At 49.7% G+C, this 19,295-nt stretch carries 16 protein-coding genes, 1 tRNA gene and 2 pseudogenes; 11 read left to right on the plus strand and 8 right to left on the minus strand.

Annotated features, from left to right (window positions below; translation table 11 throughout):
* Positions 1 to 3 precede the first annotated feature (3 nt).
* The 3 genes from napA to napF are packed head-to-tail and all read right to left on the minus strand — an operon-like array spanning position 4 to position 3,340.
* Positions 4 to 2,490 carry a nitrate reductase catalytic subunit NapA gene (gene napA, locus A8F97_RS05060; RefSeq protein ID WP_033071647.1) on the minus strand — a complete coding sequence of 829 codons (2,487 nt, stop codon included), beginning with the start codon at positions 2,488 to 2,490 and terminating at the stop codon, positions 4 to 6.
* Positions 2,487 to 2,807: a chaperone NapD gene (gene napD / locus A8F97_RS05065; RefSeq protein ID WP_014700337.1), complete on the minus strand. Its 321-nt coding sequence runs from the start codon at positions 2,805 to 2,807 to the stop codon at positions 2,487 to 2,489. Before napD ends, napA begins: the two co-directional genes overlap by 4 nt.
* A complete protein-coding gene (napF, locus tag A8F97_RS05070; RefSeq protein WP_033071646.1) occupies positions 2,804 to 3,340 on the minus strand; it encodes a ferredoxin-type protein NapF in 537 nt (178 codons plus the stop codon). The genes napD and napF overlap by 4 nt, the downstream gene beginning before the upstream one ends.
* Before the next feature lie 490 nt (positions 3,341 to 3,830).
* On the opposite strand from napF, the gene narQ reads away from it, so the two are divergent.
* The 5 genes from narQ (at position 3,831) to A8F97_RS05095 (ending at position 8,115) form a co-directional block, all read left to right on the plus strand.
* Positions 3,831 to 5,549: a nitrate/nitrite two-component system sensor histidine kinase NarQ gene (gene narQ / locus A8F97_RS05075; protein WP_015730689.1), complete on the plus strand. Its 1,719-nt coding sequence runs from the start codon at positions 3,831 to 3,833 to the stop codon at positions 5,547 to 5,549.
* Positions 5,550 to 5,635: 86 nt separating this feature from the next.
* Positions 5,636 to 6,268, plus strand: a complete 633-nt coding sequence (narP, locus tag A8F97_RS05080; RefSeq protein ID WP_005970969.1) for a nitrate/nitrite response regulator protein NarP — start codon at positions 5,636 to 5,638, stop codon at positions 6,266 to 6,268.
* 157 nt (positions 6,269 to 6,425) lie between these two features.
* Positions 6,426 to 6,713 carry a hypothetical protein gene (locus A8F97_RS05085; protein ID WP_014700334.1) on the plus strand — a complete coding sequence of 96 codons (288 nt, stop codon included), beginning with the start codon at positions 6,426 to 6,428 and terminating at the stop codon, positions 6,711 to 6,713.
* 367 nt (positions 6,714 to 7,080) lie between these two features.
* Entirely contained in the window at positions 7,081 to 7,470 is a 390-nt protein-coding gene (locus A8F97_RS05090) for an NTF2 fold immunity protein (RefSeq protein WP_033071645.1), read from the plus strand.
* A 120-nt stretch (positions 7,471 to 7,590) separates the two neighbouring features.
* The gene (locus A8F97_RS05095) at positions 7,591 to 8,115 is read left to right on the plus strand and encodes a DUF4303 domain-containing protein (protein WP_033071644.1); all 525 of its coding nucleotides are present in this window, start codon (positions 7,591 to 7,593) and stop codon (positions 8,113 to 8,115) included.
* Between the two features lie 81 nt (positions 8,116 to 8,196).
* On the opposite strand, the pseudogene A8F97_RS22970 reads toward A8F97_RS05095, so the two are convergent.
* From A8F97_RS22970 to A8F97_RS05110, 4 genes and pseudogenes are all read right to left on the minus strand, one after another.
* A pseudogene (locus tag A8F97_RS22970) lies at positions 8,197 to 8,605 on the minus strand (integrase core domain-containing protein); the annotation flags it as partial.
* A 29-nt stretch (positions 8,606 to 8,634) separates the two neighbouring features.
* Positions 8,635 to 9,456 (minus strand): hypothetical protein, encoded by an 822-nt coding sequence (locus tag A8F97_RS05100; RefSeq protein ID WP_033071643.1) that lies wholly within the window; start codon positions 9,454 to 9,456, stop codon positions 8,635 to 8,637.
* A gap of 99 nt (positions 9,457 to 9,555) precedes the next feature.
* Complete coding sequence (locus A8F97_RS05105) at positions 9,556 to 10,695, minus strand: DUF1963 domain-containing protein (RefSeq protein WP_227001583.1); 1,140 nt, start codon at positions 10,693 to 10,695, stop codon at positions 9,556 to 9,558.
* A 70-nt stretch (positions 10,696 to 10,765) separates the two neighbouring features.
* Positions 10,766 to 11,932: an MFS transporter gene (locus tag A8F97_RS05110; RefSeq protein ID WP_015730685.1), complete on the minus strand. Its 1,167-nt coding sequence runs from the start codon at positions 11,930 to 11,932 to the stop codon at positions 10,766 to 10,768.
* Positions 11,933 to 12,306: 374 nt separating this feature from the next.
* On the opposite strand from A8F97_RS05110, the gene A8F97_RS05115 reads away from it, so the two are divergent.
* The 6 genes from A8F97_RS05115 to A8F97_RS05140 all read left to right on the plus strand — a co-directional run bounded on the left by A8F97_RS05115 (position 12,307) and on the right by A8F97_RS05140 (position 18,590).
* Positions 12,307 to 12,849, plus strand: coding sequence for a LemA family protein (locus A8F97_RS05115; protein WP_014700328.1), 543 nt, complete (start codon positions 12,307 to 12,309; stop codon positions 12,847 to 12,849).
* Between the two features lie 4 nt (positions 12,850 to 12,853).
* A complete protein-coding gene (locus A8F97_RS05120) occupies positions 12,854 to 14,914 on the plus strand; it encodes a DUF2207 domain-containing protein (protein ID WP_033071642.1) in 2,061 nt (686 codons plus the stop codon).
* 64 nt (positions 14,915 to 14,978) lie between these two features.
* A complete protein-coding gene (locus tag A8F97_RS05125) occupies positions 14,979 to 16,685 on the plus strand; it encodes a DUF6138 family protein (RefSeq protein WP_025918545.1) in 1,707 nt (568 codons plus the stop codon).
* 70 nt (positions 16,686 to 16,755) lie between these two features.
* The gene (locus tag A8F97_RS05130; protein ID WP_015730682.1) at positions 16,756 to 17,682 is read left to right on the plus strand and encodes a D-2-hydroxyacid dehydrogenase; all 927 of its coding nucleotides are present in this window, start codon (positions 16,756 to 16,758) and stop codon (positions 17,680 to 17,682) included.
* Between the two features lie 400 nt (positions 17,683 to 18,082).
* Positions 18,083 to 18,158: transfer RNA gene (locus A8F97_RS05135), tRNA-Gly, on the plus strand.
* Between the two features lie 243 nt (positions 18,159 to 18,401).
* Positions 18,402 to 18,590 carry an Arm DNA-binding domain-containing protein gene (locus tag A8F97_RS05140; RefSeq protein WP_433915677.1) on the plus strand — a complete coding sequence of 63 codons (189 nt, stop codon included), beginning with the start codon at positions 18,402 to 18,404 and terminating at the stop codon, positions 18,588 to 18,590.
* 50 nt (positions 18,591 to 18,640) lie between these two features.
* On the opposite strand, the pseudogene A8F97_RS05145 reads toward A8F97_RS05140, so the two are convergent.
* A pseudogene (locus A8F97_RS05145) lies at positions 18,641 to 18,913 on the minus strand (helix-turn-helix domain-containing protein).
* Positions 18,914 to 19,295 lie beyond the last annotated feature (382 nt).

Raw genomic sequence — 19,295 nt, forward strand, 5'->3', positions numbered from 1 at the left:
TCGCTACACCTTAGCCAGCTTGACAGCACATTTTTTAAAGTCCGTTTCTTTCGACAGAGGATCGGTCGCATCCAGCGTCAGGACGTTGGTCATCTGCGCGGCGTCGAAGAACGGCATATACACCAGCCCGCGAGGCGGCTTGTTGCGACCACGCGTTTCAACCACGGAGACGACTTCGCCACGGCGCGAGATAATGCGTACCTTTTCACCGCGGCGTAGATCGCGCGCTTTGGCATCTTGCGGGTGGATGAACAGAACGGCCTCGGGGAAGGCGCGATGCAACTCTGGGACACGACGCGTCATACTGCCGGTATGCCAGTGTTCCAGCACGCGACCAGTAGAGAACCAGAGATCGTACTCGTCGTCCGGCGCTTCTGCTGCGGGTTCGTATGGCAGCGCGAAAATCACTGCCTTGCCATCCGGTTTGCCATAGAAACGGTAGGCCTCTCCCGCTTTGACGTAAGGATCGTGCCCTTCGCTGTAGCGCCACTGCGTTTCCTTACCGTCAACCACCGGCCAGCGTAGTCCGCGAGCCTTATGATAAGCATCGAATGGCGCTAAATCGTGACCGTGCCCACGACCAAACGCGGCATATTCTTCAAACAGACCTTTCTGCAAATAAAAACCAAATTCGCGAGATTCATCGTTCAACTGATTTTCCGCTAATTCGCTGAGCGGGAAGCGCGTGGTGACATCGTTGGCAAACAACACGTCATAGAGCGTTTTGCCGCGATAGGCCGGTTTCTGCGCCAGGAGTTCTTCCGGCCACACGTCTTCTACGGCGAAGCGTTTGGCAAAGCTCACCACCTGCCACAGATCCGATTTTGACTCACCTGGCGCTTTAACCTGCTGACGCCAGAACTGCGTCCGACGTTCGGCGTTGCCGTAAGCGCCTTCTTTTTCCACCCACATCGCGGTAGGCAAAATCAGATCGGCAGCCAGCGCGCTGACGGTCGGGTAAGGGTCGGAAACCACGATGAAGTTACGTGGATCGCGCCAGCCCGGCATACGTTCCTGATTGATATTGGGTCCTGCCTGCATATTGTTGTTACACATCACCCAATAGGCATTCAGCGTGCCGTCTTTCAGCGCCCGATCTTGTGCGACGGCGTGCAGACCAATTTTCTCAGGGATGGTGCCTGTCGGTAATTGCCACAATTTTTCCGCCATCGCGCGGTGTTTCTCGTTGGTGACCACCATATCGGCTGGCAAGCGGTGGGCAAAAGTGCCGACTTCACGCGCGGTGCCGCAGGCAGAAGGTTGACCAGTCAATGAGAATGGCCCGCAGCCTGGCTGAGAGATCTTGCCGGTCAGCAGGTGGATGTTATAAACCAGATTGTTCGCCCAGACGCCGCGGGTGTGCTGGTTAAAGCCCATCGTCCAGTAGGAGATCACTTTCTTCTTCGGATCGGCGTAGAGTTTTGCCAGCGCTTCCAACTGGTCAGCAGGAACGCCGCTGATCGCGACCGTTTTTTCCAGCGTATAGTCGGCGACGAAGGCTTTGTACTCTTCAAAACTCATCGGTTCGGACGCATCAGAGCCAGGGTTTTTCGCTGCTTTCTCCAGAGGATGTGTCGGGCGCAGTCCGTAGCCGATATCGGTCACGCCTCTACGCAGGTTCACGTGGCGGGTAAAGAACGCCTCGTTCACTGCGTTATTTTGAATAATGTAATTGGCGATGTAGTTGAGAATGGCCAGATCGGTTTGCGGCGTAAACACCATCCCGTTATCTGCCAGCTCAAAACTGCGGTGCTGATAGGTAGACAGCACGGCGACCGTGACATTGTTATTCGACAGGCGGCGGTCGGTAATACGCGACCAGAGGATCGGGTGCATCTCCGCCATGTTGGAACCCCACAGCACAAACGCATCGGTCTGCTCGATATCATCGTAGCAGCCCATGGGCTCGTCCATACCGAAGGTGCGCATAAAGCCCACCACCGCCGATGCCATACAGTGGCGTGCGTTAGGGTCGATATTGTTGGAGCGGAAACCAGCTTTGAACAGTTTGGCGGAGGCATACCCTTCCCAAATCGTCGATTGCCCGGAGCCAAACATGCCTATCGCGTTCGGGCCTTTCTCCTTCAGTGCGGTTTTGAATTTCTCCGCCATGATGTCAAACGCTTTGTCCCAGGAAATTGGAGTAAATTCGCCTTCTTTATCGAATTTACCATCACGCATACGCAGTAAAGGCTGAGTTAGGCGATCCTGCCCGTACATGATTTTAGGCAGAAAATAGCCTTTGATGCAGTTTAGTCCGCGGTTAACCGGCGCTTCGGGATCGCCCTGGCTGGCGACGATGCGGCCGTTTTGCGTCCCTACCAGCACACCGCACCCTACGCCACAGAAGCGGCAGGGGGCTTTATCCCAGTGGATAGCGTCTGATTGCTCGGTCGCGGCGCGAACCGCGATAGGAATGGTGATGCCTGCGACCGCCGCCGCCGCCGCAACGGCATTCGTCTTCATAAAGTGTCGTCGACTGAGTTTCATGGTATTTCCTCACCCTGAGCTTGTTGATCAAGAGGTTGTTCATCGAAAGCAAAAAATTGTTCATCAAAAGACTGTTCATCAAGCTGGTGATAAACCAGCGAAACCGCCAATACGCCTGTAAGTTCGCGTATTGACGCTATGTGTTTTAACAGCGTGTCTTCTGAATCCGATTCCAGCACCACGGCCATTTTTCCGGTATCGCTATCGCTGGCGGCAACCTCCACATTGGGTAATTTTTCCAATGCGTCGCTTACTGCCGCCATACGTTCCGTATTGACGTGAACCACTACACTGCAAACATGCCAGACTGTGCTCATCGGTTTTCCTGTTGCGTCGTGAGACGCGCTGGCGCGGGGTGATATCCCGCTGTTATTTTTTTCATCGACATTGCACCGACAGGGCACCCGGAGATACATGCACCACAGGTGGTACAGGCGTCATCATCGATCGAAGGCGCAGCAACGCGTCCGATGGTGGGACGAAACCGTATCGCATCGGTTTCACAGGCATCCTGACAACTGCGGCATTCCACCTGATGCAGCGATAAACAGGTATCCTGAATCGCCAGGTGGTATTCCCACGGTGTGGTGTGGCTCTCCGCGAACAGCGCTTGTGGACACGCGCGAGCACAGTCGTAGCAGAAAGTGCATTCGCCGTGCTGAAAGTCGATGGTGGGAAAGCTCCCTGAACCACGCTGAATGATCCCCGCTCCGCAGGCCTCAACACAGGCGTTGCAACGAATGCACTGGCTCAGGAATGCGCTTTCCGGCCCACTCCACGGCGGGCGCAGCGCGTTGTCTGCCCGCTGTAGGCCACCGGTCAGTAAAGAACGTCGGGAAAGGTTAGTCATGGCAGTTTGTCGCTCTGGCACTCGGTAAAATATCCAATAAAAAACACGTTGTTTTTATAGGGGTTACACTATGCTCCCTAGGCTGTATGAGATAATCACCCTTTAGAGGTAAATGGGAGTGCCGGATCAAGCTTATGTAGGATTCGCGCCTTATCGGCTTGCCTGAGCGTGCGGGGATCGTGATAGTGGATACCCGTCATACTTCAAGCTGCATGTGCGTTGGCTGCGTTTACTCACCCGAATCACTTACCTGAGTAAGCTCATCGGGATGAAATGAGAGACAGGATGTCTCTCACCGAAGGCCAGCCGTTGGCTGGTCAAATTCGTTCCCGACGAATTTGTCCTTCGCTTGCCGCGTTACGATGCTCATAGCTGAGCATCGCCCTAAAGGGCTAACGCTTCGCGTTGTTCAAAACGTTAACGTTTTGTCCTGCAACTCGAATTATTTAGGGTATCGAGTTTGTATTGCTAAAGAGGATTGCTTGTTGTGATGGTCAAACGTCCTGTTTCTACCAGTCTGGCCCGCGCTTTTTTTTATATCGCGTTGCTTTCATTTCTGACGACGGGCATTGCGCTACTGACGTTAGCCAGTGGCTTACGCGATGCGGAAGCGGTCAACGTTGCGGGTTCCATGCGTATGCAAAGCTATCGCATGGGGTATGATCTGCAGGGCGATCGCACGGCGTTAGAACCGCACCGCCGCCTTTATGCACAAACGCTGGATTCTCCGGTTTTTCATCTGTTGGATCGCTGGTATGTACCGCGTGATGTACGCGATCGCTATACCGCGCTGTTGCAGAACTGGAAAACGATGGACGAGCGTCTGAGTGCGGGGGATCGGGTGTGGTATCAGGACAATATTGTTCACTATGTCACACAGATCGATCTCTTTGTGCTGGCATTGCAACATTATTCAGAACGCAAGATGATGATAGTGGTTGTGACATCAATAATTGGTTCGATCACTATCTATATACTGATCTTCTTTACGCTGCGTCGTATTCGTCGTCAGGTGGTCGTGCCGTTGAATAAGCTGATGGCGGCCTGTGCGTCCATTGAAAAGGGGCGCTTTACCCATTCGCGATTGGATGTCAATCTGCCTAATGAATTGGGATTACTGGCGCAAACCTTCAGTAGCATGACGGACGAATTGCAAAAGCTCTACCGCTCTCTGGAAGACAAGGTGCGGCAGAAAACGCTGCGTTTACAGGAAGTGAACCGCATGCTGAAGGTGCTGTACAACTGCTCTCAGGCGATGAATGTTAGCACGATCGACAGGCACTGCTTTCAGCAGATTCTGCAAATTGTTCGCCGCTATGAAACGGTCGACTGCCTGGAAATGCGGGTAGGGGAGAACTGGCTGTTATGCGAAGGTCAGTCGGACGCACAGGTTGCGTGGCAGGCGCTGCCCATCCGCTTGCAAGAGGTGGAGTTTGGGCAACTGCGGTGGCAGGCATCAACGCAACCGCCGTCAGCGCAGGTGATGGAGAGCGTTGCCAATATGCTGGGCCGCGGTCTCTATTTTAATCAGGCACAGAAGCACTACCAGCAACTGTTACTGATGGAAGAACGCGCCACTATCGCGCGTGAACTGCATGACTCACTGGCTCAGGTGCTTTCTTATCTGAATATCCAGATGACATTGCTAAAGCGTGCAGTAGCGCAGGAAAATGCGCAGGCCCGGCAGATCATCACCGATTTTGAACAGGCGTTGAGTGATGCTTACCGTCAACTGAGAGAGTTGCTGGGAACGTTCCGGCTGACGCTACAACAGGCCGATTTGCCTGCGGCGATGCAGGAAATGATCGCGCCGCTACGGGCGCAGACCCAGGCGACAATCGCGATTGATTGCCGGATCCCTACGCAGGCGTTGGATGCATCACAGCAGGTTCACCTGCTGCAAATCATTCGTGAAGCGGTGCTGAACGCGATTAAACACGCGCAGGCGACTACGATTACCGTAAACTGTTGTATGCAACCTGACGGGAGTCATTGTGTTGATATTCGTGATGACGGCTGTGGCATTGCCAATCAAGAAGAACCCGCAGGGCATTACGGTTTAAATATTATGCAGGAACGCGCGGAACGGTTAGGAGGGCGGTTATCTATTGGCCTCCACCCTGAAGGGGGGACGCAGGTGAGTGTCTGTTTTTCGACGCCGACGACAGCACGCGAGCGTGGTAACACGAACAATCTCTACCCTGAATAATTCGAGCTGCGCCTATGCCGCTTGAAAGATAACAGGGATAAATCATAAATAAAAAATAATAGATCCATATTACATTGGGGCTGGGCATGTCAGAAAAACCATCTTATCGCGTGCTGATCGTCGACGATCATCCGCTTATGCGCCGGGGAATCCGTCAGTTACTGGCAACTGACGCCATTTTTGACGTGATTGGGGAAGCCAGCAATGGCATGGAGGCACTAAGCCTCGCTAATCGGGATTCTCCCGATATCATCTTGCTCGATCTCAACATGAAAGGATTAAGCGGGCTGGATACGCTGCACGCGCTGCGACGTGATGGGATCTGCGCCCGTGTGATTGTGCTGACGGTTTCCGATGCGCCGAGCGATATTTATGCACTGATGGATGCTGGGGCTGATGGCTATCTGCTTAAAGACAGCGCGCCGGAACACTTATTGGATGCCATCCGTAGCAGTGATGCCTTCAGCGAACAGGTGCGCGACGTGTTGCGTCACCGTATCGCCATAAAGGAAACGCCGTCGCCCTTTACCGTATTGACGGAGCGTGAACTGGATGTGTTGCAGGAAGTGGCGTCTGGGCTATCTAACAAGCAAATCGCGAGCGTGCTGTATATCTCAGAAGAGACGGTAAAAGTGCATATTCGCAACATGCTGCGCAAACTCAACGTGCGTTCTCGCGTTGCCGCTACGGTGCTGTATCTGGAAACTCGCGGCCAGTAGGGCTGCGATGTATCGCTACTGATTTCACGGCCTGATGGATGGGGTGATTACACCTCAATCTGATGAACACACCAGATGGAACAACCAGTGTATTATATCGTTTGCTGCAATTGATATAATTGGTTAACCTTACTAGCTATACAATAGTGGAGTATATATGCCTGTTTTGTCAGAATATAGTAATGTATATAATACGGCGTTAAATATTCTTGATAAAAAAGGATTTTCTGTATGGTATGACGAAAGTTTGGATATGTTTTGTGCTGAGAGGAATGGCTGGGATTTTATGGCTGAAACCCCATGCGGGTTGCTTGGTGTTGTTGCAATTTATGAATATAAAACCCCTTTGTTTTATAGCGAATATTGGTGGAAGGTAGAGGATAAAGAGCTATACATAAATATAAAAAAAGAAAATCCTGATTATCACTCCGTTAGTGATGATTAATAAAAAAATGGAAGCGTCCCAGACGGCTTTTCCGGACTGTTTTATTTTCTGGGTTATGCAAAGAATCAATATTACAAATATTATGCTCGTTCGTTAGGTGATCAAAGCGATGATTTAGGGCATATGTTAGGTAATATTTTTGGTGGTTCTCTAGTCAAGTTAATGTTTTTGAGGATTATCAACAGTTAGCCATGGAGGATATTTCGTATTTTAAAATAAGATGATAAAATATATTAACAAGGATGGGGTTGTAGATATCGACTGGTCATTTGTATATAAAAATAGTGGTACAAGATAGACTGATATTATTTACAACGTATTCCAAAAATGGGAGAGCAATTCTTTACTCTATATTTGGGGCTTAATTATGAATGCAAAAGAAGTATTGATTGCCTTTATGAAGGATATGAATAGCTGGGAAAATAGTTATCGTGATGCTTTTATGGCCGATCACAACGTGGACAAAGGGCCATACCTGGCCGAATTAAATAAAATCTTCAACAATAGGTGTACAGTTAAAGAAAGAAAATATGGTCGTCAAGTATCGATGAGGGTTGGTTTTCCACCCGATTACGATCCTGAAAGTGATGAAATCATAGATGAAAATACTGTAAAAAACAAAACATCTATTATTGTACAAAAGCATACTGGATTTGAAAATAGATACCGCTATACGCTTCATTTTAAAAATAATGAGTGGCGTATTGATAAAAAAGAATGGCTTGATGACGAGGGATGGAAACAGGCCTATCTATAATAAAATCCAGAAGTGATATTAACTTTAGGTAGAAAAACAACTACGAATAATAGAAGAAATGAAATCAACGTTCTAAAAATTGAACCTGGGAATTTTGGAAGTTAACCTTGTGAGGTCTATATGGATTGGTATCGATTTGAAGGGGATTGTTATCAACTCGCAGTTAAATTGATAACAAGAATTTTATCTGAAAATCCTGATGAAAATTTTTATGCTTTTTCTTTATATACAGATAGTAGTGCTATGACGGTGTCTTTGAGTGCAAACTCCAAAGAAAAGTTAAAAGCTATACTTGATGCGGATAGTGATAAAAGCAAAGAAAATCAGAGTTATTACAAATGGGCTATTTCCGAATGGGCTTATGAAGGATATGGTACTGATTTTTTTTCTGATATGAGTAAAGAATTAAGGTTATCGCCAGAAAGAGAGCATTTTTATGATTTTAAGAACAGCCTGATTTATTCTCTAACGAATGCATTAAAAAGAGCTAATGAAGAGATAGTCCAAGAGGGACATACTATAGCTGTTATGTTTGTATCTGTTACAGATGACGATAGTGCGGAAGATATAGAAAATATGTCATCTAAAATTATAAATAACAGAGTGGCACATAACTTGTTCTTAGAAAGATATGGTAATGATTAATTGAATCGAGTAGGGGGGAATTCAACTCACATTCATTATCCTACAGACGTGATCTTGGCCAAAAATCAATGCAGTGCTGAACTAGAGATCTTCATCTTTCCGGAGACTTCGGATGAATTCTGCCAGTGTCATGTTATTTAGCGAGGAATGTGTCCTTTCATGATTATATCCTATTCTCCACGGGTCGAGTTTTTCTTGCGCGTATTCCAACGAAAGGAATCAGTGAATGTTAAGACACTCATCCCGCAGGCTGCCGTTAAATGATTCAATAAATGTATTAATAAATTCGATGCGTTTTCTTGTAGTTAACTAACCAACCTTCTCGACGCAACTGGATATGAATGCGTGGACAACTATAGCGAATTCGCGTTTCCGCTATCTCCCGAATGCGCATCGTTATAGCACGAGCATCTCGCCGACTCTGACAGTAGTAAACGGCTCTGCTCTGCATCAGCACACCACATCCCCGTCGCACGCTTATGTGGTAAGCCTAAATTCAGGGGGGACTACAGTGCCACTTCACTGACACCCTAAGCTTTTGCGCATTCGGGCTTTTAGCGGCTCAGCGACTTCAGGGCGTAACTTTGAATGTACTTTTTCTACGTTTTCACAGCCCTTAGGTTGAGATGGTGGTAATGGCTCAGTGCTCGTCAGAGCACTCCATAAAGCACCAAGCATGAACACGGCCAACACCGGAAGCACACACCAAAAGAGGATCCTAGCTCTCCAGACATAAAAAAGGCCAGCATAGTATGTCTTTTGGTGATTGGCTGACGTATCGTTCGCCGTTGTTTCCTCATATTCAGGTTCGAGGCACAGGCTTTCATACGGGGTAAAGTGTGCTGATATTGATTCTGCACCGAACTGCTGCTCAGCGCGTTTCCACTCGTTTAAGGGCATGAGTAGGAACGACAGGGTATCGCTCATCATGCTTTCCCTGTGTACGCGCAGAGCATATCCGCCGAGAAGTAACAGATGCTCAATCCGTGTATGTTCCATATCGTACTCATCACAGCCTATGGAATAATGGTGAAATACAGACTGACCACCAGCAAAGTCTATGGTTGCGCTCTCGATGTCACTGTCATAGTCGAATTCAGCGGAGAACGTCGCTTCGCCCAGCGTCTCCGAAAGTGCCTCCAGCAGACTGAAAATACCCTCTTTCCAATCGATATGAATACCGTAGACACTCATGAATATTGATTGATAATCATCTCGTTCGAGGGCAGTCTGACATGATTCCCCCTGCTGCTCTAAAAAGGCTTTACGTCTTATACTGGCCTGCTCATCATCCTGAGCAGCAAAAAAATCGGAAAACTCATCCCAGTTTGGTAATTGCATCGTGATTCCATCCTATGTTTGGCTCATTTCGCATCTGTTGCGATGAGACATTTATCCCTTTTTATTCTGAGTCATTTCGCCTTAGCAAAATGCATGCTCTTAGTAGTCGCAGACCATGAATATCCGGTCGAAGCGTTGAGCGGCAAGGTCGGTGCGGTGGATGATGAAGTTCAGCACGCCATCATCCCACTGGAATTGCCCGTCCAGACAGACCTGAAACAGCACCAGCCAGTCCTGTGCTTCGCCGCCGAATTTCTGTGCTGCCTGTAATTCTGGCAATTCATGCTGGCTGAAGCCACTGCCGTTGATTCGTGCGATACCACGATATTCGGGCAACGGGACATCAAGCGAAAAATCTGACGGTAGCATATCCCTTTCGACCATCCAGGCTAGCTGTTCTTTAGAGGCTCGACTACCAGGCAGAAGATTGAACGTTCCCAGTTGCCGTAGCTGCCAGGCGTAATATTCTGCAAAGCCAAGGTTAGATAACGCATCGTCGTATTCACCCTCGTCCAGTGCTGCCTGCTGCTCCTGGCTCATGCGCGGACATAGCATTGTCTCAAGATGGGGGTTCTGGTGCAGCGGATAAAAACTAGGTACGGCGATACTAGCTTTGGGGTGCAACGTGAAGGCGGGTTTCTGCCCGAGCGTCTTCTCATCATTGAAAGCAAGATCGGCAAAGCGCGTGCCGCTGCACAGGCTGTCTGCATCCTGCACATAAATCACCTCTCCTCTGGTCGTCAAAGGGCTGCTTCCACATTCCAGAAAGAAGAATAACGTACCTTCGCGCGGTAAGTAGTCTTGCAACGGTGCCAAAGCGCGACAATCTACCTGCGCAATAAATTCCAACGGTACACGGTAAGTTTGTGTGACGTCGTCCCAAGGGAAAATGCATACATCTTCTTCGTCATCACCTGCTTCCCAGCACTCTTCGTACTCGAGCAGAGCGTCTTCGTCGACGCTGACACAAGGGTAAGGAATATCGACAGGTAAATCTGGCAGGCCACCGAGTCGGTGGTTACCCAGTTCAGTGTGGTCGTCTTCTGCGCCATGATAGAAATCGATGCTACTGCGTAAGGTGCCGGCTACCGCATGGCTGATAGAGGGGATGGGGTTAGTCGCGAGTAGCGCATCCACAAGGCACCGGCGTAATGGAGAATGCTCCGCCAGAAATGGGGACAAAGTAGGATCTACGGGCAAGGCGGTATCGGTCGGAGCTTCCGTATGTATGAATGTCATGACTATTCCCTGTTTGAATGCACTTTCAATGTCGCTGTGAGGATCGATATTATCAGGGCGTCCCTGTTATTCACTCTTCACCTAGTGAACGTGATAAGCGTTCTTTTCTTAATATGCTCTGTGTGCCGACAAACAACACGCCGATGAGTAGCAATGCGACGATGAAGCTGTCGTAACCGTAAAACGTAATCGCAGCACCGGAGAGTAGGGGGCCGCTGACGCTGCCTATAGACCACACCAGTCCCAGAAGAGAATTCATCACAATCAGTCTCTGGCCGGCAAACCGCTGACCTGCCCGAACGAGGGACAGTGTGTAAAGCCCACCCGCTGCTGCACCCAGTATGATGCAGACTGGTGCCAGAAGTGAAGGAGAAGAGAATGAAAAGGTGATGCATACCAGCATCACACAGAAAAGAATGCCGCAGCCGATGTGGATTTTTATGATGCCGCATTTGTCTGCCAGCCAGCCAATCGGCGTCTGGAATACGGCATCACCCAGAAAGATGAGTGTGACCAATAAGATCGCGGATTTTTCGTCTAAGCCTTGCGCCATACCATAGAGTGGAAAGAGCGACAGTATGCTGGCATCGAAAAAGGAGAAGCAGAATACGCCAGAGGCGATCGCCGGGAGAAAAGGGATAAGATCCCGATAAGATGCCGAGGACTGTTCATCTGCTCGAACCATCGTGGCGCAATTCCTCAGCATGAGCGCACACGCAGCGGATACGCCACAAATTAACCAGAGTGCATAAGTCTGAATAGGCTCGCCAGCGGCAATAAGCAGCGGCCCTATCAACTGACACCCTGTGAAAACCGAGGCATACAGCCCCGTCAGTGTCGCTTTATGTTTGTCAGAAGCCCGGCTAGTGACCCAGGTTTCTCCCAGCACCACAAGGATCCCCGAAGCGAGCCCAGTTAACAGGCGGGGTAAAATGAGCGAAACCGGGTGTGACAGCAGGAACGAGGCCACGGTTGATGCTGCCAGAATAATCAGGCTGCCGGATAACAAATATCTGGCGTGTAGGCGGTGACTGAGCCAGGGTGTAACGAACGAGGAAAGCATCATCCCTGCCGCAGGAAGGGCTGCGAGAATGCCGAGCGTCGCCGTGCTGTGCCCGTGTTCGGCAAGTTTTAGGCTGATCAGCGGCAGCGTGTACCCTGTGACTAATCCTACGAGGGACGCGGCAATAATCATGTTCAGTGTCGTGAAATTAGATTCACGGGAATGTGCTGTCATTGTGCTTCCAATACCGATGTTAACAAGGTGCTCCAACTCCGGAAGGGCAGGAAGTAACCTCCTGCATTAACTGAGTATAAAATTGTGCGTATTTTTCGTTTTGCACCAAGATAAATCGCTTTTTTGACGCATGCAAACGCTGAATAATCAAGCGGTCTTCAAGAAAAAAGAAGCGTAATAGTCTAAATGATGAAGCGATATTATGAGATTGTCACCAGTTGAGTGATCAGGCCTTCTGCAGCATGAGAAAAATCAAGCCATTGTAATTTCCTGTCACCAACGACGTTGGGATGCGGTACTATTCATCGGTACTCTTCATTGTTACACCAACACGTTGTTTTTCTTTCTCTATCACAGTGAAAAGACAGTTTAAAATGGAAATTTATCTTGGTTTGGCTCTGGTTGGTCTGGTGGTTATCTGGGCGATTTTTACCTACAACCGGTTGATATCTCTACGGCGTTTTAAAGATGAAGCCTGGAGCGGCATTGCGGTACAACTGAAGCGCCGTCACGATCTCGCTCCCAATCTTCTTACGTTGGTTAAGCGCTACGCGCAGCATGAAAAAGATCTGCTGGAAGCTATTTCTCGTCAGCGTACTCATCAGGCTGGCAGCACGCGCCAAATTGCTCAGAATGAACAGGAATACTCAGGAACGCTGGGGCGTTTTTTTGCTCTGGCTGAGGCATACCCTGACCTGAAGGCCAACCAAAACTTCCTCGCCTTGCAGCAATCGCTCTCTGAAATTGAAGAACAGCTTCAGATGTCGCGTCGTTATTTCAATGCCACAGCGCGGGATTTGAATATTCAGGTGGAATCCTTCCCTAGCTTATTAATCGCAAAATTGTTCCAGTTTAAAACTGAACCGTTCTTTGAACTGGATAATCCCGCAGAGAGTGACGTTCCACGGATGGAGTGACGTAATGGCAAGGTGGAGGGATGCGCAGCGCTGGTGTGGCTGGCTGGTTTTACTCTGGTGGAGTGCTTTGGCCCCGGCAAGCGCGGTGGATCATGAATTTTACCCAGGAGTTAGTGTTGCATCAGAGGCGAGTTTGTATCAACGGGGGATGGGCGAACGTATTTTACTGTTTGATTCACAAGCTCATTTCCAGTTGGATGGTTCCATGCTGGTGGATGAGACCATTCAGGTGCAATCGAACGGCGAGCAGATGAAACGCGGAATATTCCGCACATTCCCGCTGGTCTGGCATCGGCAGGACGGCAGTACGTTTCGGTTGCAATACCAGATTAAGCAAGTACTGCGTGATGGTGTGCCTGAACATTACACACTTGAACAAGCCCACGAGGAACTGAAGGTCTTGATCGGCAGTGCCGATCGTCTGTTACCGCCCGGAATATATCGTTATCGTCTCCACTATCAGGTGAGTAACCATTTTAGCCGTTTTCCTGATTGGGATGAGCTGTATTGGAATGTCACTGGCAATGGTTGGCGTTACCCCATCGATAAAGTCCGTTTTCGTTTGTACTTACCAGAACAAGATGGGTTTCTGACGCCTGATGGTAAAGACTCCCGTTTGCGTTCGGTTGATGTGTATACGGGGTCGGTAGGCGAGAAAGGTCATCATGCTCGTATTTTAGCGGCTGGCAACATTGAAACCACTGCACCGCTGGGGATCGGGGAAGGGGTCACTGTTGCCTATACCTGGCCGCGTAGTATTTTGGCTTCTGCCCCCGCGCCACAGGAAGATTCTCTGTTGGGGTATGTGCTCTCACCCACGCTGAAACGTGGAGTGCTGTGGTTTCCTCCCTTCCTGATCGTGATTTACTACCTGTTATGGTGGCGTAAACATATCACCGCTAGCCGTTTAACCAAACCCGCAGTCGTGCCGTTGTATAGCGTTCCCGATGGCATTTCGCCCGGCTATGTGCGTTACCTCTGTCAACGAACCTACGATAACGTGGCGTTTAGCAGCGATGTATTGGATCTGATTGCTAAGCGCGCTATCGAACTGACAAAAATTAAGCATAAGCCAAGAAAAACCCGAAGCGGTATGACGCCGGGGCGTGAGGAGCAGTGGCTAATTCGCTTGCCTGACAACGGGTCTGAAAAGCTGACGTCTGAGGATAAACAGCTCCTCAGCACGTTGTTTCCCGGCAAGACGAAAAAACTGGATATAACGGAAACCAGTATGCGTTCGGTGCCAATGCAGAAGGCGCGTAAAGCCCAGGAAGCGCATTATGAAAAAGCGCATCCGACGCTGTTTTTATCTATCGCGGGAGCGGTGAAAGTGGGTATCGCACTAAGTCTGCTGGTTCCGGTGCTGTACGGTTTGTTCTTCAATCTTTGGACGGCGGTGGGCTCGGTTATCGGTATGCCTTTTCTGCTGTTCAGTACGATGTTGTGTCTACAGCTACTGAAATATGCACGCTATTCCGCGCTGCTAAAGAATAGCGAGAAAAGCAAGGCATCGCTCTTTCTGGCCGTGGCGGGCTTTCTCTTTACACTGCCTTTTGGCCTCGCATTATTTCGCTTACTGACATCGCCTCAACTGCCAGATGACTACCAGGGGGCCTTATCGGTAAGCCTGTTACTGTGTTTAGGGTTCTTCTGCATTGTGCCGCGTCATACTCAGAAAGGGCTGAATGGCTTGGCCGTAGCCAAAGGAATGACCCTGTATCTTCGCGCCGCCGAAGAGCGTCGTTATGAAACGCTGTACCCACCCGACAAGCTGGTCGGGCATTTTGAACGTATGCTGCCTTATGCGCTGGCGTTGGGCGTGGGGGAAACCTGGGCTAATACGTTTGCTCAATATCTGAAGAACCATCAGATGGTCTCTGACGTGTTCTCTAGTGCGCAGTGGGATAGTATTTCCCAGTTCAACAGAGCGTGTAATTCCTCGTCGATGACGGTGTCGAATACCGGCTCTGGCAGGAGCGGCGGCAGTAGCTCCAGTGGATCAGGTTCTTCCGGTCGCGGATCGTCGGGGGGAGGTTCCGGCGGTGGCGGCGGCGGCGGTTGGTGAACATCATCAAGTACCGTGTTTTGGGGCAATATTTTATCAGCGATGAACAAGGAAAAAGAGAAAAATGATGGGCGGGCATGCAAACGAAACTGGGGTATCACCACAACACGAACTGCCCATGCGGGATGAATCGCTTACGGTAATCAACGAATGGTTTGACGCGCAGGAGAGAAGAATCGGTGGTGATAAAATCGTATCGCGAACCACGCTGCAAGCGGGCATCTATAATGATGTGATATTGGATTATGTGCCGGGTCGTTCGTCGATATCCTCTGAGTCGAGGCGTGAGGCCGATGGGCTGTCTCCCGGTCGTCGAAAAGGGGCATTGAGCATCGCGCAGGTACAGGAGGAGGTTGTGCCGGCGCTGGCTCAGGCCATTGCCCAGTGGGTAGAGAAACTGGCAGAGAGTGCGGTGATTGACTATCGGTTTTGCTTTCGTGCCATATTCCCGACAACGGAAGCTCGCCTGCTGGTTACGCTGTTTACGTTCACTAATGAGGCGAAAAAACAGTGGCTACTTGAGTCTATTCACGCCTATATCGATCGGCATCTTACGCGTGGCAGTGCGCCGACTGACCAGCAACAAACTTTCTTTCTGGCTCGTCACCTGCTTGATGTCCAGCTCTTTCCCTCGCAGGATATCCACTGGATCATCACTCAGTTTGAACTCATTCAGCAACGAAACGCCGGACATGAGGAATTGTTGGAGCATCGGCGCACCATTATTTACGCATTAAGAACGTGGGTAGAACAGCAATTTCTGCTGCGGTATTGCGATGTGTCCCCGCCTGAACATTTTTCAGAACCGGAAATCTATACCCTCAAGCCCGAGGTGGCATTAGATTTACAGGATTCGCAGACGCTTCACCCCGTAGAGTTACTGCTCTATGCCGCAATCATGATCCTGCGTTATGAGCCTTCCTATAGTAAGTCCCGGGCTCTGGAATACCTGAATATTGCGAAGCAACTGGGCTATCCGCGTGCGGTAAGCGTTATGGAAGAGGGAAGCGGCGCGTTTGAGCACGCGCAAATTAACCTGAAGAACGAGTGGGTGGAATGCGTGGCGAATGATGTGTTTTCTACCATCACGGTTCGTATTCGTCAGGAAAGCGCTGAAGCGTATGAGCAGGCGTTGCTTTTCATTACGCGTTTACTGACACTCGGTTTTCCAAAGAGCTACAAGATCGTCCTGAAATCGTCAGTAAGGCAGTACCTCCCGATCAAAGGGCTGGCGAAATCAGATACCCATCGTTTTTTTGCTAACGCATCGCAATATGCGTCGAATTATCCGTTTCTTGAAGATTATGCTCGTGCTGCAATTGAAGAATTTGAATGGTACGCTGATTCAGAAGGCGAGAAGTGCTGCATGCCGGGAAGCTATGCGGTGTTTGGGTTAGGCCTGATTGATGCTGGGTATTTTCCACTCGTAAAAGAGTATATGGAAAGCGTGGATGACGGGCACCAATCGGTACAAGATGCCTTCATTCGCGCGTTTTTCGATAAGCATGGCGTGATGGTACAGAACGTAGCGACACTGGTTGCTTGCCTGAGCCATGCGACGGAAAGCCTAAAGCTGAATGTGTTACCTGCGCTAGAGGATGACGCACTGCTCGAACTGCTGGTTGAAGAGGTGCGGAGGAGGGAACCCGCTGTGATCGAACATATTTTGTACCTCATCTGGGGGAATGATAAAAAGCTTGCTGCTCTGGTGAAAAAATCGGAAGCGAAGCGCGGCGCTTTGCTGACGTCGCTCATTCAGGCTTCAGCCTAATCTTAAAGGTAATGACGACAATAATCGGGTTGAAGCTGTGGGTGGCTCAACCCTGCTAAGGAACGTGTTTATGACCGCTATTCTGCTGCTGGACTCGCGTGCTGATGAAATCGGCCCTGTCTTAAATAATGGGGCACCGGAGCTTGAGTTGGTGCTTTCAAATGGTACAGCAGAGCAGGCCGCGAACTGTCCGATTTGGCTGGGCGAGCCGGATACCGCAGCGGCATTGTTGGCTCAGGGAGCCAAACCGAAGTGGCTACAGTCTACCTGGGCAGGGTTCAAGCCGCTGTTGGCCGATGGGTTACCGCGTGATTACCGTTTAAGCCGCGCCGTGGGTGTGTTTGGGCAGCCGATAGCAGAATATGTGATTGCCTATATGCTCAGACACGAACTGCGTCTGGGAGAGCGGCAGATCAGTCAGGAAGAACGGCGATGGGATCACCGCCTGCCGGGATCGTTAGCGGATAAAAACGTACTGATCGTCGGCGCAGGGGAGATCGGCTGTGAAGTCGCCGGTTTCCTACGGACTTTTGGCGTCATGCTATACGGCATTGTCAGTACACCAAGGCATCGACCTGATTTTAAACGGGTCATGAGCCTTGCGGAACTACCCACCGCGCTACCGGAGGCCGATTATGTCATCAACCTGTTGCCAGATACGTCTGCAACTACCGATATCTATGACGCCAATTTGTTTGCGGCCATGAAGCCTTCGGCGCTGTTTATTAATGTCGGGCGCGGTAGCGCCGTGGTGGATGATGACTTGCGGGCGGCGCTATGCGATGCACAGATTGCAGGCGCGGTGCTGGATGTGTTTAGGCAAGAACCATTACCGTACAGCCATCCGTTCTGGAATACGCCGAATCTGACGTTGACGGCACATATTGCAGGGCCGATGGTGCCGGGGTTGATGGGGCGATTATTTTTGGACAATCTCGCTCGTTTTCATGCTGATAATACGTTGCATGGCGAGGTGGATTTTAGTCGCGAGTATTAAGTGGTTGAGTGGAGCACCCAATGAATAGAACATTGTATTTCTCAATGACGCCGCTGGTGGCTTTTTCATGCAGTTTAACGGCGTGTGGAAAGCAAATTCTGGCATGACTTCTCTAGCTACCACCGTTTATCATGCTGATGTTTAATGGATTTTCTGCCAACGACGCGCCATTGTTCATCACGCTCGCAAATAGCGGATTGAAACTGTACTTGTACTGCAAGGTTTTTCAGTGAAAAGGGCTTGCCACGCTAAGTTGATTGGTACATAATGCTGACCGTTGAATCGCTGTGTTGTTAAATAATGATTAAATTCATTAAGTTACGTGCGATTTGGCGAGATTTTATTTGTTCTGGTTTCAGCGTGGTGTGCTGGAAATAAAGGATAATAAATCCGATCCTATGCGGGAATAGCTCAGTTGGTAGAGCACGACCTTGCCAAGGTCGGGGTCGCGAGTTCGAGTCTCGTTTCCCGCTCCAATTTATGATCTGTAGACTGCTACTGAAGTCTGCAAGTCGTTGAAAAAAGGACCTTCGGGTCCTTTTTTCGTTCCAGCGCAGTCCGCTGGAATCCACCCACGTCCGGGACTTTTTAGTCCATTTTTTAGTCCATAAAAAATGGGTGTGTGGGGTTCCGTATTGTTGCTGGGTCGGAGCGAGCCATGGGGTGAGGATCTAGCCTAACTCTTCAAGTTAGGAGCTGGAACTATAGCACTATCAGATATGGCCATTCGCCAAGCCAGAGCAACAGGCAAAGCCTATACACTTGGCGACATTGATGGCCTCTCCTTGGCTGTAACCGACATGGGCGGTCGGTCTCGGCATCTCCGCTATTCTTGGGCGGGCAAACAGAAACGTATGTCCTTGGGCACCTACCCTGAATATTGGGAAAGCAGTGAAGAAAACGGGTAATGAAGATAAATTTTATTGCTGGCAGATGATTTTGCCAGCGAGTGGCTAATTTAGCCACGAACGGAAGCCCGTGTTTTTTTGAATCTTCTGATGACTTTGTTATCCGCCTCATCGTAATACCGGCTCGGCCAAATCTCGGCGGGGTCCATGTCCAGCGCTTCTGCTATCAATTTTTCACCTTTCGGCCAGGGGCGGTAAAACGTATTGGCGAGGGTTGCATCGCTGAGTCCTGCCTATCGTGAGAGTGCAGCCAGTTTGATGTTTTTCTTGTGAAATGCGGCGACGATATCTGCCTGGTGCCAGTCTTGTTGCTGTTGCGCCATAACCATAAAAAGCTCCATGTTGCGGGTGGCGATTCAGACAGGGTTCGCAATACCGGGTGAGTTACCAAACCGGCGAGGACAAGTCCTCCCCTGCCTGAACCGCCATAATACGGGCACAATCAGGCACACCAGTGCGTAAACACTGATGGGTAACTCACTTTGGGGTTGCGAAGCCCCGCCGATGGATTTTGCCAAAGGCTTAAACAAGGTAAGTGAAAAGTGCGCCGCACTCAAAATCTTTTAAGTGCGTTATATTAGTTTTTTCAATTACAGGAAGAAGGATGGTTTTTTTCTAATATTTTTTGATGATCAATAGCCATAAACTCTAAAAGATACTGCAGTCTCTAAAACTAACCAAAAATATCAGAACAACTGCGAAGTA

This window comes from Pectobacterium parmentieri (assembly GCF_001742145.1).
GTDB classification, from domain to species: domain Bacteria; phylum Pseudomonadota; class Gammaproteobacteria; order Enterobacterales; family Enterobacteriaceae; genus Pectobacterium; species Pectobacterium parmentieri.